General features: G+C 74.2%; 7 protein-coding genes. 3 read left to right on the forward strand and 4 right to left on the reverse strand.

The annotated features are described in order from the left end of the window. The 4 genes from ACQP0P_RS27000 to ACQP0P_RS27015 are packed head-to-tail and all read right to left on the reverse strand — an operon-like array spanning window position 1 to window position 10,380. Complete coding sequence (locus tag ACQP0P_RS27000; RefSeq protein WP_433359271.1) at window positions 1-1,413, reverse strand: amino acid adenylation domain-containing protein; 1,413 nt, start codon at window positions 1,411-1,413, stop codon at window positions 1-3. Then, on the reverse strand, window positions 1,410-4,241 hold the full coding sequence (locus tag ACQP0P_RS27005; RefSeq protein ID WP_433359272.1) for a type I polyketide synthase: 2,832 nt from the start codon (window positions 4,239-4,241) through the stop codon (window positions 1,410-1,412). Before ACQP0P_RS27005 ends, ACQP0P_RS27000 begins: the two co-directional genes overlap by 4 nt. Further along, window positions 4,238-5,935, reverse strand: a complete 1,698-nt coding sequence (locus ACQP0P_RS27010) for a fatty acyl-AMP ligase (RefSeq protein WP_433359273.1) — start codon at window positions 5,933-5,935, stop codon at window positions 4,238-4,240. The genes ACQP0P_RS27005 and ACQP0P_RS27010 overlap by 4 nt, the downstream gene beginning before the upstream one ends. Then, complete coding sequence (locus ACQP0P_RS27015) at window positions 5,932-10,380, reverse strand: SDR family NAD(P)-dependent oxidoreductase (protein ID WP_433359274.1); 4,449 nt, start codon at window positions 10,378-10,380, stop codon at window positions 5,932-5,934. Before ACQP0P_RS27015 ends, ACQP0P_RS27010 begins: the two co-directional genes overlap by 4 nt. Window positions 10,381-10,523: 143 nt before the next feature. On the opposite strand from ACQP0P_RS27015, the gene ACQP0P_RS27020 reads away from it, so the two are divergent. From ACQP0P_RS27020 to ACQP0P_RS27030, 3 genes are read left to right on the forward strand one after another with little or no spacing between them, the layout of a single operon-like run. Then, window positions 10,524-12,020, forward strand: coding sequence for an amino acid adenylation domain-containing protein (locus ACQP0P_RS27020; RefSeq protein WP_433359275.1), 1,497 nt, complete (start codon window positions 10,524-10,526; stop codon window positions 12,018-12,020). Then, the gene (gene ccrA / locus ACQP0P_RS27025; RefSeq protein ID WP_433359276.1) at window positions 12,017-13,357 is read left to right on the forward strand and encodes a crotonyl-CoA carboxylase/reductase; all 1,341 of its coding nucleotides are present in this window, start codon (window positions 12,017-12,019) and stop codon (window positions 13,355-13,357) included. The genes ACQP0P_RS27020 and ccrA overlap by 4 nt, the downstream gene beginning before the upstream one ends. A gap of 10 nt (window positions 13,358-13,367) precedes the next feature. Then, window positions 13,368-13,976, forward strand: a complete 609-nt coding sequence (locus ACQP0P_RS27030) for a TIGR00730 family Rossman fold protein (protein WP_433359277.1) — start codon at window positions 13,368-13,370, stop codon at window positions 13,974-13,976. The last annotated feature ends 16 nt before the right edge of the window (window positions 13,977-13,992 follow it).

The raw sequence follows: 13,992 nt of genomic DNA on the forward strand, positions 1-13,992 counted from the left end.
CTAACGGTTCGCCGACGCCAGCAGGGCGACGCGGTCGATCTTCTTGGTGGGGGTCAGCGGGAAGGCGCCGCGCACCTCGATCCTGGACGGGATCATGTAGGCGGGCAGGTGGGCGGCCAGGTGCTTGCGCAGCGCCCGGGGGGTGACGTCTCCCTGGGCGAACAGCAGCAGGCCCTCGTCCACGACGTGCGCGGCGGCCAGCTCGACCAGCGGGTGCTCCTGGGCCACGCACTCGATCTCGCCCAGCTCGATCCGGTAGCCGCGCAGCTGGACCTGCCGGTCACGGCGTCCGGTGAACCAGAGCCGGCCGTCGGGGCGCAGCCGGCCCAGGTCGCCGGTCCGGTAGAGCCTGCCGTGCTCGGGATGGTCGACGAACCGTTCGGCGGTCAGCTCGGGGGCGCCGCCGTAACCGAGGGCCACGCCGAGCCCGCCGACGTGGATCTCGCCCTGCTCGCCGTCCGGTACCCGTTCACCTGCGTCGTCGAGCAGGACGACGCGGTAACCGGCCAGCGGCCTGCCCACCGGCAGCGGGTCCGGCTCTTGGGCGGTGACGAGCCCGGCGGTGCACCACACGGTGACCTCGGTGGGGCCGTAGAAGTTCCAGACGCGCCCGGCGCACCCGGCCAGCTCGGCGGCCAGCCGGGCGGTCAGCACCTCGCCGCCGCAGACGGCCTGCAGTTCCTCGCGCCCCGGCGTCAGGTACGGCAGCAGGAAGTGCCAGGCGGTGGGGGTGGCGTGCACGACGGTGACACGGTGCCTCTCCAGCCAGCCCACCAGCCGTTCCGGGGCGGCCTGGAGCGCCTCTGAGGTCACCAGGGTCGCCCCGCCGTGACTGAGCGGGACGAACATCTCCAGCAGCGCGATGTCGAAGGAGAAGGTCTGGTTGGCGGCGTACCGGTCGGCGGGGCCGGGGCCGAGCAGTTCGGCGACGGCGCGCACGCAGTTGTGCAGCGAGGCGTGCGAGACCCGCACCGCCTTGGGCCGCCCGGTGGAACCGGAGGTGAACATCACGTACGCGCACCGCTCCGGCTCGGCGTCACCGGTCCGCAACTCGGCCGTGTCCTCGGCGCCCTCGGCGCCCTCGGCTTGCGGTACGGAGTCGAGGAGCAGGCTCATGCCCGCCTGGCGCTGCTGGAAGCGCAGCCGCTCGGGCGGCAGGGCCGGATCGAGGGGCAGGAAGACCGCGCCGGCCTGCCAGATGCCCAGGATCACCGCCACGTAGTCGGCCGAACGGGGCAGCGCGACACCGACCACGTCACCGGGGCGTGCCCCTCTCCTCCGCAGGACGTCGGCCACCGCGTTGGCACGGGCGGCCAGTCGCCCGTAGCTGAGCTCGGAGGCCGGGTCGAGGGCGGCGACCGCGCCGGGCGCGCGTCTCACCTGCCGGGCCACCTCGTGCAGGACGGTGTTCACGCGACCACCTCCTGCGGGACCGTGCCGGCGTGGCCGGACGCGGGCAGGCGCTCGGGCAGGTGCGCGGGCCGTTCGCGGGACCAGGGAAGCAGCGGGATGGACGCCACGGCCCCCGGCGGGTTGAGCGCGGCCCAGTCGAGGTCGTGGCCGAGCTCGTAGAGGCGGATCAGCACGCCGGGCAGGTCGCTCGCGGTGGCGTGGCGCACCACGCGAGCCTGCCTGCCCCCCGGGGCGCCGCGCAGCCGGGGGCCGAGTTCGGCGGCACCGATCTCCACGAAGGTGCGTACTCCCCGGTCCAGTGCGACGGCGAGCGCGTCGCCGAGCAGGCTCGGGGTGGCCAGGTGGCGCGCCCAGTGCCGGGCACCCTGCGCGCGGCCGTCGACCGGCCCGCCGGTGAGCGTCGACAGCGCCACCGTCTCACCGGTGTTGACGGGCAGCCCCCGCAGGGCGAGTTCCAGCTCGGCGGCCAGTGGCGCGGCCAGCCCGCTGTGGTCGGCGGTGGCGGGTCCCAGATCGCCGCAGAGCACGTCCCCCGCGCCGAGGGTGGCGGCCAGGGTGGCCAGCGCGGCCCGGGGACCGACGATGACACAGGTCTGCGCGTCCTCCACGGTGGCCACCGCGAGTGCGGGACCGATCCGCGCGCACAGCGCCTCCGCCAGCCTGCGCGCCAGCCGCACCCGCAGCGCGTGCACCGGCGCCGACCTGGCCAGCAGCCTGGCGCGGTGACCGGCGACGGCGTCCGCGGCGGTGGGCGACAGCACGCCGCGGTGGCGGGCGGCGGAGACCTCCCCCGCGCCGTGGCCGATCACCAGGTCGGGGCGGACGCCCGCCCGGCGTAGTTCGGCGGCGAGGCCGGCGTGCGCGGCGGCCGTCCCGGCGCCCGGCTCGTCGGCGAAGACCAGGGCCAGGCCGCCGGGTACCGCGCCGCCGGGTGTCGCGGCGGCCAGATCGGTCAGTGCCCTGTCGAGCTCCCGGCTCAGCTCGGCGGCGTCGGCGCCGGTCACCCCGACCCGGTAGGCGTGGTGGTCGCGCCGTTCCCCGGCCGTGTGGCAGGCCGCCGCCAGGTCCAGTTCCGGATCGTCCAGCGCGGTCCGCCAGCGCACGACCAGCTCCCGCAGCCCGGCGTGCGTGTGCGCCGAGAGCGGCAGGTAGTGGCGGGTGCGCGAAACCGCTGCCGGTGGATACGACCACGTCTCGGCGGGCGGTCCCCCCTCGCAGTCCTCCCAGGTCTGCCGCCGGGCGGGAACGCCGCCACGCGTGACGGGTGCGCGCCGCCGCTCGGGCGGTGCCTGGAGGATCAGATGGGCGTTGGTGCCGCCGAAACCGAAGGAGCTGACGCCGGCCAGGCGTCCGGTCCAGGGTTCCAGGCTCCGCTGCACGCGCAGGCCGCCGCCGGACCAGTCGAAGTCCTCGGCGAGCTCGGTGGCGTGCAGGCTGGCCGGCAGCCTGCCGTGGAAGAGCGCGAGGGCCAGCTTGGCCAGGCCGGCCGCACCGGCCGCCGCCTCCAGGTGCCCCAGGTTGCTCTTGACCGAGCCGATCCGCAGCGCGGCGCGGCGCGGCGCCGTGCCCAGCACCTCCGACAGGGCACGCAACTCCATCAGGTCGCCCAGCCGGGTGCCCGAGCCGTGCGCCTCGACGTAGCCGACGTCACCGGGGTCGACTCCCGCGGCGCGGCATGCCGCGCGCAGCAGCCGTACCTGCGCGGGGGCGCTCGGCGACATCAGGCCGTTGGTACGCCCGTCGCTGTTGACCGCGCCACCGAGGATGAGGGCGTAGATCCGGTCCCCGGCGGCGAGCGCGTCGCCCAGGCGCCGGAGCGTCACCATGACGGCGCCCTCGGAGCGGCCCATCCCGTCGGCCCCCGCGCCGAAGGACTTGCACCGGCCGTCGGGGGCCAGCACGCCCGCCGTACGGAAGCACAGGCCGATGTCCGGCGAGAGGATGGCGTTGACCCCGCCGGCGAGGGCGATGTCGCACTGACCCGTCCGCAGTGCGGTCACCGCCTGGTGGACGGCGACCAGTGACGACGAGCAGGCGGTGTCGACGGACATCGAGGGGCCGTGCAGGTCGAAGACGTAGGAGATGCGGTTGGCGGCCACGCTGTGCGCCACACCGGTCGGGGTGTAGAGGCCGGGCTCGGCCGCGGCGAGCCCCTGGCTGAAGCTGTGGACCAGGAAGTCCCCGCTGCTGATGCCCGCGAACACGCCCGTCTGGCTCCCGGCCAGGTCGGCGAGGCGGAGCCCGGCGTCCTGCAGGGACTCGTGCGCGACCTCCAGCAGCAGCCGCTGCTGCGGGTCCATCGCCTCCGCCTCGCGGGCGTTGACCGTGAAGAACGCCGGGTCGAAGCCCTCCACGTCCGGCAGGAACCCGCCCTCGCCCACCCCTGGCTCGCGCCAGCCCGGGTGGCGCGCGGCCCGCTCGCCCGGCACCGTGCCGACCGCGTCGACGCCGTCCGCCAGCAGCCGCCAGAGCCGCCCGGGGCCGTCGGCCCCCGGCAGGCGGCAGCCGATGCCGACGATCGCCACCGGTGCGGCGGACCAGGCGGGGGCCTCATGCCCGCCCGGGGCGCGGGAGGTGTCGTGGCCTGGGATCCTGCGATCCGGTTGTGCCACGGCTCCCGCCAGGTGTTCGGCCAGGGCGCGCGGGGTGGGGTGGTCGTAGAAGACCGTGTTCGGCAACGGGGTGCCCAGCCGGGCCTCCAGTTCGGCGGCGAGGGCGACCGCGTCGGCCGAGCCGATGCCGTAGTCGATGAACAGCCGGTCGGCGTCGACATCGGCCAGGCCGGTGCGTTCGGCGACCAGGGAGGTCAGCAGGTCCAGGACGTTCATCGCCCGGCCACCACCGGGTCGGCGTCCGCGAGGGCGGGCGAGGTCCATCCGGCCAGTACGGTGAAGCGGCCCTCCGCCAGCATGGCGCGGCACTCGCGGCGCCGGATCTTCCCGCTGGTGGTCTTGGGAACGCTGCGCGGCTCGACCAGGAACACCCCGTCGAGCAGCACGTCGTGCTCTCTGGCCACCGCGAGCCGGATCTCGGTGATCAGCTCGCCGAGATCCCCCGCGGTCGCGGCCGTGACCTCGGCGACCACCACCGCGGCCTCGGCCTGCGGCACGTCGCCGGTGGGCTCGATGGCGAAGGCGGCACCGCAGCCGCCCCGCACGGCGGGGCTGACCCGCTCGACGGTGTACTCGACGTCCTGGGGATAGTGGTTGACCCCGTTGAGCACGATCAGGTCCTTGTGCCGGCCGACGATCACCACGTCGTCGCCGTCCAGCACGCCGAGGTCTCCGGTACGCAGGAAGCTCTCCTCGCGTCCCGGCAGCCGGGCGTGGAAGGTCTCGGCGGTGGCGTCGGGGCGCTGCCAGTAACCGGCCGCCACCGAGGGCCCCGACACCCATACCTCGCCCACCTCGCCGGGCTCCCGCGCCAGCCCGGTGTCGGGGTCGGCGATCGCCACGACCGTGTCGTCCAGCGGGGTGCCGCAGCGCACGTAGTGGCGCTCCCCGACCCGTACGCCGGGGTCGGCGACCGGCAGCGGCCCGGTGGAGACGACCAGGGTGGCCTCGGCCATGCCGTACCCGACGTGCAGGCTCGCGGCGTCGAACCCGGCGGGGGCGAAGCGCTCGGCGAAGCGCCGCAGGGTGTCCCGCCTGAGCGGCTCGGCACCGTTGATCGCCACCCGCCAGCCGCTCAGGTCCAGGGTGGCGATCTCGGCGTCGGTGACCTTGCGGGCGCACAGCTCGTAGGCGAAGTTGGGCGCGTAGCAGAGCTGCCCGCCGTGGTCGGAGATGGCCCGCAGCCAGGCGAACGGCCGGGCGGCGAACGTCTGCGGCGACATCTTCACCACGTGCGCGCCCCACAGCAGCGGCGACAGCAGCGATCCGATGATCCCCATGTCGTGGTAGAGCGGCAGCCAGGAGACCGTGGTCGTCTCGTGGGTGGCCCCGACGGCGGCGGCCACCGCGCGGGCGTTGTGCGTCAGGCCGCCGTGGGTGACCATGACGCCCTTGGGGTCGCCGGTGGATCCCGAGGTGTACTGCAGGAACGCCAGGTCGCCGGGTGCGGGCAGCCTCCAGTGCTCGGCGGCGTCGCCGAGGAACAGGTCGGTGAAGTGCAGCCAGCCGCGGAAGCCGGGCAGGGTCGCCAGTGCGCCCGCGTCGGGGAGCGGCTCGGGGGCGACCGCGTAGGCGGCGCCGGAGTCGCGGGCGATGGAGGCGATCTTCGACCAGGCGGATCTGAAGTGCGCGAGGGAGGGCAGGTAGACGGGCACGGGCAGGGCCCCGGCCAGCATGCAGCCGTAGAAGAGGGGCGCGTACTCGGCGGAGGAGGGGCAGACCAGGAGCACGCGCTCGCCGCACGCGCCGGCCTCGGTGAGGCGGGTGGCGACCTGGCGGGCACGCAGGGCCAGTTCGGCGAAGGTCCACCGGGTACGCTCGTCCCTGCCCAGAAAGGTCAGCGCCGGGCGCTCACCGTGCTCGTCGGCGGTGCTCAGCAGCGACGCCAGCACCGAATCATGAAATGTCATGCCACACCTCCGATGTGGTCGTTGAGAAGCTCGTCCAGCAGGGCGTCCACCTGGGCGTCGGACAGGGCGTCCAGCCGCGCCGACATCGGGTCACGGGTATCGGTCTCGCCGGTCGGCCGGTCGTCCAGCTGGGCGCTCACCCGCCCGGCCAGCTCGGTGACGGTGGGACCGTCGAGGAAGGCCGTGGCCGGCAGGCGCACCCCGAGCCGGGCCTCCAGGAGGTTGCGCAGCTCGACGGCCATCAGCGAGTCCAGTCCCAGCCGGGTCAGCGACGCCTTCGGGTCGATCGCGGCCGGTGAGGTGCGCAGCACCCCCGCCACCCACTCGACGAGCGCCCGCTCCAGTTCCCTGGGGGTCGTGATGCTCAGCCGACCGGCCCCGGCGTGGCCGGCCGCCAGCCCGGCGAAGATCGACCAGTGCTCGTGTCCGGGGTTGTTCGCGAACCAGGTGGGCACGTCCAGCGGGACGACCGCCACCTGGGCCGGCAGCTCGGCGAGCAGCTCGGCGAGGATCCGCAGGCCCGACGCGGTGTCGATGGAACCCATGCCCCGGTCGGCCAGCCTGCCCGCCCGGTCCGGCCGGGCGGCGAGCCCGATCTGGGACCAGACGCCCCAGTCGACGCTGGTGGCGGGCAGGCCCCGGCTCCTCCTCCAGTGCGCGAAACCGTCCAGGAAGGCGTTGGCCGCCGCGTAGCCGGCCTGGCCGCCGGAGCCGAGCAGCCCGGCCGCCGAGGAGAACAGCACGAACAGCTCCACCGGGTCGCCGCAGGTCAGCCGGTGCAGATTGCGGGTGCCGGCCACTTTGGGGCGCAGCACCTCGGCCACCTCGTCGAGGTCGGCGGCGGCGATCGTACGGTCGCGCAGCACCCCGGCGGCGTGCAGGACACCGCGGATGGGCGGCGCCTGGGCGCGGAGCCCGTCGAGCGCCCGCTCCAGCGCGCCCGCGTCGGCGACGTCGGCGGCCAGCACCACGACCCGCACGCCCTCCTCACGGAGCGCGGCGATCCGCTCCCGCGCGGCCTGCCCGGGCTCGCTCCTGCCCAGCAGGGCGAGATGCCTGGCTCCCTGCCGTACCAGCCCCTCGGCCGCGGCCAGGCCGAGACCGCCCAGACCGCCGGTGACCAGGTAGGTGCCGTCGGCGCGCAGCCGGGGCCGGTCGAAGGTGAGCACCACCTTGCCGATGTGCCTGGCCGAGGCCATGTGCCGGAACGCCGCCTCGGCCTCCACCGCGGGGAAGGCCGTCACCGGCAGCGGGCCGAGATCGCCCGCCGCGACCGCGTCCACCACCTCGCGCAGCATCGCGCCGACCAGTGCCGGGCGCCGTCCGGCCAGCGAGAACGCCTCCACCGCGTGAAAGGACAGGCTCTTGGCGAAGGGGGCGAGCGGCAACGGCCGGTTCTCCGCGATGTCGCGCTTGCCGAGTTCGACGAACCGGCCGAAGGGCGCCAGGATCCGCAGTCCCTCGTCGACGGCCTGTCCGGCCAGGCAGTTGACCACCATGTCGACCCCGGCGCCGCCGGTGACCTCCAGGACCTGGTCGGCGAAGTCCAGCGAGCGCGAGTCGAAGACGTGCCGGACGCCCTGTTCCCTGAGCCAGGCCCGCTTGCCGGGCGAACCCGCGGTGGCGAGGACCTCCGCGCCCGCCCGCCGGGCCAGCCGCACCGCCGCCTGGCCGACGCCTCCGGCCGCGGCGTGGATCAGTACCCGCTCCCCCGCCTCCAGCCGGGCCAGCCGCTCCATGCCGTAGAGCACGGTGACGTACGCCGCGGGGAGCGTCGCCGCCGCGGTGAAGTCCAGATCGTCGGGGATGGGCACGGCCAGCCGGGCGTCCACGGTGACGTGCGAGGCCATCGCGCCGATCTCGGCGACCAGGGCCACCACCCGGCTGCCCACGGCCAGGCCCGTGACGCCGCCGCCGACGGCGGTCACCTCGCCCGCGCACTCCAGGCCGTAGCCGAGTGGCTCCGGCTGCTCGCCCAGCATGCCGATCCCGCGCAGCACGTCGTTGAAGTTGAGCCCGGCGGCGTGTACCCGGATCCGTACCTCTCCCGCCCCCGGCGCCCGGGGAACGTCCTCGGCCAGGCAGAGGGTGGCCAGGTCCTGCCGGTCGCGCTGGACGAGCCGGTGCGGGCCGCGCGGCCCGGCCGGTCGCGGGGTGAGGCGCGGCGCGAACGGCCTGCCACCTCGCAACGCGACCTCGTTCTCACCCGCGAGCCTCCAGGTGGGCCGCTCGTCCTCGGCGCCGGCGTCGCCCGGAACCCGGGAGGACGATCCGCCTCCCGTGCCCAGGTCGGCCGGGGTCCAGCAGGACGGCTCGTGCCCGCCGTCCAGATCGATCAGGGTGCAGCGCAGCTCGGGGTGTTCGTGCCTGATCGTGCGCGCCATCCCCCACACGGCGGCGGCGTCGGGGTCCACCGGGTCGCCCGGCTCGACCGGCTGGGCGTTCCTGGTCACCACCCACAGCCGGTCCGGCTCCGGCTGGGCGATCAGCTCCCGGGTCAGTTCCAGCAGCGACCGCAGTGCCTCCTCGGCGGGCCGTCCCGGTTCGACCCGGTGGACCACGCCGTCGAACGGCTCGTCCGCGCCCGTCTCCACCGGCACCCAGCGCGTGCTGTACGTCCAGCCGCCGGCTCCGGCGCCGCGCGCGATCCCGTGCAGCCGCACCCCGCGCAGTGCCAGTACCACCCGGCCGTCCTCGTCGCAGGCGTCGATGTCGAGCGTCACCTCCGCCCCGTCGCCCGTTCCGGCGTTCTCGTACGGAGCGGCGTCCGCCTCCGGGTGCGCGCCGGCCCCATCGTCGGCCCCGGTGTCGGTGCCGTCGTCGGCCCCGGTGTCGGTGCCCGTCGCGGACGCGACCCTGGCGTGCGCCCAGCGGGCCGCGCCGACCTCGCCGAGCACCGACACCCGGGCCACCGCCCGGGGCAGGTAGAGGTCGTCGCCCTCGGCGAGGACCGGCGCCGCCGCCTGCAGGCAGGCGTCCAGCAGCGCCACGTCGAGGCGGTACGGCCAGGAGCCGGAGGCGGGTTCGCCGTCGTGGGACCGCGAGGGAGGGGAGGCGGCGCGCAGGCGGGCGAGGGACTCTCCGGGGGCGGTGAAGACCTCCTCGATCCGCTGGAAGGCCGGACCGTACCGCATGCCCCTGGCAGTGAAGCCCGAATACAGCTCCTCCGCTCCGATCCGGGTGGCGCATCTGGACCTGAGCGGCGACAGCTCCAGGTGCGCCACGGTCTGCGGGGTCGCGCGGGAGGCCGAGGCGTGGGTCCGCCCCTCGATGGTGAGGTCGATCGCGTCACCGTCGAGCCGGGTGGCCAGGCGGCGCGGCGCGTCCAGGAGCAGCGGGGCGTGGAACTCCACCCCGGCCAGCGCGTCGGAGTGTTCCAGGGCGGCCGCCAGGTATCCGGCGCCGGGGAAGACCGGCCGGCCCTCGACCCGGTGGTCGCCCAGAGGGCCGTCCGCGGTGAGCTCCACCTCGCGCAGGCGGGCGAGCGAGCCCGCGAAGGCGGCGCGGTCCTCCTTGTGCACGGACGCCAGCAGCCGGGCGTCGATGTCGCGTAGCCCGGACAGCAGGGTGGGGTGCGGGCTGAGCTCGACGAACGTGTCGTAGCCCGCGTCCAGGAGTTGCCGGATCACCGGCCAGAACAGGACGGGCTCGCGCAGGTTGCGGCACCAGTAGCCGGCGTCGAGCACCGCGCCGGGGCGGCCGGTGACAGTCGACCAGAGCGGGATCCCCGCGCGGTTCGGCACCAGAGCTGCCAGTTCCTCGCGCAGCTCCGGCAGGAGGGGGTCGACGTGGTGGCTGTGGCCGGCGACGTCGGCGCCGACCAGGCGGCAGAAGACGTCCTCCCAGCGGAGCTGCTCGACGAGCGCGTGGACCGCGTCGTGGTCGCCCGCCACCACCGTCGAGCCGGGCGCGTTGGCGGCGGCCAGGCAGATCCGGCCGGCGCCGGTTCCACCGTCACCGGGAACGCCGGGGATCTCGGGTGCGGCCCTACGGTGGCCGTTCTGCTCGGCGACCAGGGCGGTGGTCTCCTCCCAGCCGAGGCCGACCAGCGCCATGGCGCCCGCCCCGCTGAGCCTGCGGTAGAGCCGGCTGCGGACGCCGACGACCCTGGCCGCCTCCGCCAGGGTCAGGGCGCCCGCCACGTGGGCGGCGGCGATCTCGCCCAGGCTGTGCCCGACCACCGCGGCGGGTACCATGCCGTTGGCCGCCCAGAGCCTGGCCAGCCCGATCTGGAGGGCGAAGAGGGCGGGCTGGACCACGTCGATCCGGTCGGCGTCGGCCCTGCCCGCCAGCACGTCGGTGACGGATCGGTCCGTGTACGGTTCGAGCGCGAGCTCGCACTCCCGGATCGCCGCGGCGAAGACCGGTTCCTGCTCCAGCAGGGCACTTCCCATGCCACGCCACTGGGCACCCTGGCCGGGAAAGACGAAAACGACACCGTTCATGCCGAGAAGCATCGCCAGGCGCGGCTCCGGCGTCTTCCGTCGCGGGACGCGGACGGCACCTAGCCTCCCGGCCGGGTCGCCGGGGGAAGCCTAGCCCGCCGACGAATACCCATATGTCGTGCTATTGGAGATCGTCCTGATCTGTGGACGAAGAATTCGGCTCCCTGGCCTCGGCCTTCTACGAGCACGTGCGGCGGCGGCCCGACGCGCTCGCCGTCACCGACGAACACCGATCCGTGAGCTACGCGGAACTGGCGGGCGCCGCCTCCGAGATCCGCCGCTCGCTCGACGAGCTGGGGCTGGTCCCCGGCGACCGGGTCGGCATCTTCATGCGGCGCTCCTGGCGGGTCGTCGCCGCCATCGTGGCGGTGATCGGCCACGGCTGCACCTACGTCCCCCTCGACCCCGACTACCCCGCCGAGCGGGTGCGGTTCATGGCCGGCGACAGCGAGCTGCGCGCGATCTGCGCCGACCCGGACGGGCCATGGCCGTTCGCCGGGGTGCCGAGAGTCGAGGTCACCGGGGCGACCGGAGACGTGCTGCCGCCCGTCGAGCGCTCCGGTGAGATCCCCACCCACATCATCTACACCTCCGGCTCGACCGGGACCCCCAAGGGCGTCGCCACTCCCGAGGGCGCGGTGCTGGAGCTGTTCCGCTCCGCCCGCGAGCGGTTCTCCTTCGGATCCGGCGACGTGTGGAGCTGGTTTCACAGCCACTGCTTCGACTTCTCGGTCTGGGAGATGTGGGGGGCGCTGCTGCACGGCGGGCGCGTGGTCGCCGTCCCGGTCGCCGCCGGGCGCGACCCACGGCTGCTGCTGACGACACTGGACGCCGAGCGGGTGACCGTGCTCTGCCAGGTGCCCAGCATGTTCAGGTATCTGGCCTGGGCCATGGAGCAGAGCCCCCGGCCGCTCGCGCTGCGCTACCTGATCTTCGGCGGCGAGGCCATCGACCGCGACACCATCCGCGCCTGGATGGACCTGACCGGCGGGCGTGAACAGATCGTCAACATCTACGGTCCCACCGAGACGACGGTCTTCTCCACCTGCACGGTCGTGGACCGCGCGATGGTGGAGGACACCTCGGGGCCCACGAACATCGGCCGGGCGCTGCGCCACGTCCGTACCGCCGTCGTCGGCCCGGACGGCCACCCGGTACCCACCGGTGCCGAGGGCGAGCTGTGGGTGGGCGGCACCGCCCTGGCCACCGGCTACGTCGGCCGCCCGGCGCTCAACGCCGAGAAGTTCCCGGTGGCCGACCTGGGCGACGGCCGGCGGCGCTGGTACCGCACCGGCGACCTGGTACGGCAGCTGGAGTCGGGGTCCTTCGAGTATCTGGGCCGCATCGACTCCCAGGTCAAGATCCGCGGCTTCCGCGTCGAGCTGGGCGAGATCGAGGCCGTGCTGCGGCGCACGCCCGGCGTGAGCGACGCGGCCGTGATCGTGCGGACCCCGCCCGGCGGCGAGCCGCTGATCGTCGCCTACCTGGTCGGCACCCCGCTCTCCCCCCGCGAGCTGCGCTCCCTGTGCGGCGAACGGCTGCCCGCGCACATGGTCCCCGCCCGGTTCCGCACCGTTCCCGTCCTCCCCCTGAACCCCAACGGCAAGCTCGACCGACTCGCCCTGGAGGCAGCGCGATGACCACCGCGATCCGAGACGCGATCCTGTCCGGCGAGCGCGACCCCGGCCACTTCGAGGCGCTGGCCGTACCGGAGTCCTACTGGGGCGTCACCGTGCACGCCGACGAGGTCGACATGTTCGCCGGGATGCGCAGCGAGGACAAGGACCCGCGCAAGTCGCTGCACGTCGAGGAGGTCGCCACCCCCGAGGTCGGTCCCGGCGAGGCACTGCTGGCGGTGATGGCCAGCTCGGTCAACTACAACACCGTCTGGTCAGCGATCTTCGAACCGGTGCCCACCTTCGGGTTCCTGCGCCGCTACGGCCGCCGCAGCGAGCTGGCCCGCCGCCACGACCTCCCCTACCACGTGCTCGGCTCGGACGTCAGCGGCGTCGTACTGCGGGTGGGCCCCGGCGTCACCAGGTGGAAGCCCGGTGACCGCGTCGTCGCGCACTGCCTGTCGGTGGAGCTGGAGGACCCCGAGGGGCACGACGACACCATGCTCGACCCGCAGCAGCGGATCTGGGGATTCGAGACCAACTTCGGTGGCCTGGCGGAGCTGGCGCTGGTCAAGGCCAACCAGCTGATGCCGATGCCCGCCCACCTGACCTGGGAGGAGGCCGCCTGCTCCGGCCTGGTCAACTCCACCGCCTACCGGCAGCTGGTCTCGCGCAACGGTGCGGCCATGAAGCAGGGCGACACCGTGCTGATCTGGGGCGCCTCCGGCGGGCTCGGCTCCTACGCCACCCAGTACGCGCTGAACGGCGGCGCCACCCCGATCTGCGTCGTCTCCTCCCCCGAGAAGGCGGAGCTGGCCAGGAAGGCGGGCGCCTCCCTGATCATCGACCGGTCCGCGGAGGGTTTCTCCTTCTGGCTCGACGAGCACACCCCCGACGTCGCCGAATGGCGGCGCTTCGGCAGCCGTATCCGCGAGCTGACCGGCGGCGACGACCCCGACATCGTGTTCGAGCACCCCGGCAGGGAGACCTTCGGCGCGAGCGTCTACGTCTGCCGGCGCGGCGGAACGGTCGTGACCTGCGCCTCCACCACCGGGTTCATGCACTCCTTCGACAACCGGTACCTGTGGATGAGCCTCAAGCGCGTCATCGGCACGCACTTCGCCAACTACCACGAGGCCTGGCAGGCCAACCGGCTCGTCGCCCGGGGACGCGTCCATCCGACCCTGTCGCGCACCTACGCCCTGGAGCAGAGCGCCGAGGCCGTGCACGACGTCCGCCGCAACACCCACCAGGGCAAGATCGGCGTGCTCTGCCTCGCCCCCGCCGAGGGTCTCGGCGTGCGCGACCACGAACTCCGCGAACGGCACCTGCCGGCGATCACGCGCTACCGGTCCTCCTAGGGAGACAGCGATGACCTCGACGATCCTCCAACCCGGCGCGGGTGTGCGCGGGGGCGGCAAACCACTGGAGATCTGCGTCTTCTGCGGCGCGGGACGGAGCAACTCGCAGGTCATCGTCGACATGGCCAGGGCGACCGGCAGGCTCATCGGGCAGCGGGGCCACCGCCTGATCTACGGCGGTGGCGGCTCCGGCCTGATGGGCGAGGTGGCGTGGGCCGCCTCGGAGACCGGCGCGACCATCCGGGGGATCATCCCCCGGTTCCTGTACGAGCGGGAGCGGGCGATCGCCGCGCCGGCGCAGGAGACGCACCTGACCGACAGCCTGCACCGGCGCAAGGAGCACATGCTGCGCGGCGCGGACGCCTTCATCGCGCTGCCCGGAGGCTACGGGACGCTGGACGAGATCCTTGAGGTGATCTCCGCCACCTACCTGGGCATGTCCGAGAAACCGCTGGTCATCGTGAACGCCGAGGGTGTCTGGGACGGCTTCATCAGCCTGGTCGAGACCCTGCGGCGGTTCGAGCTGATCTCCCTGGCCGGGCAGTCGATGTTCCACTCCGTCGCCTCCCCCGAGGAGGCCGTCTCCCTCGTCGAGCGGCTGACCGTCCCGGCGACCTGACCCCCACTGGAGGACT

Source organism: Streptosporangium sp. CA-115845 (genome assembly GCF_050943795.1).
Classification (GTDB): Bacteria; Actinomycetota; Actinomycetes; order Streptosporangiales; family Streptosporangiaceae; genus Streptosporangium.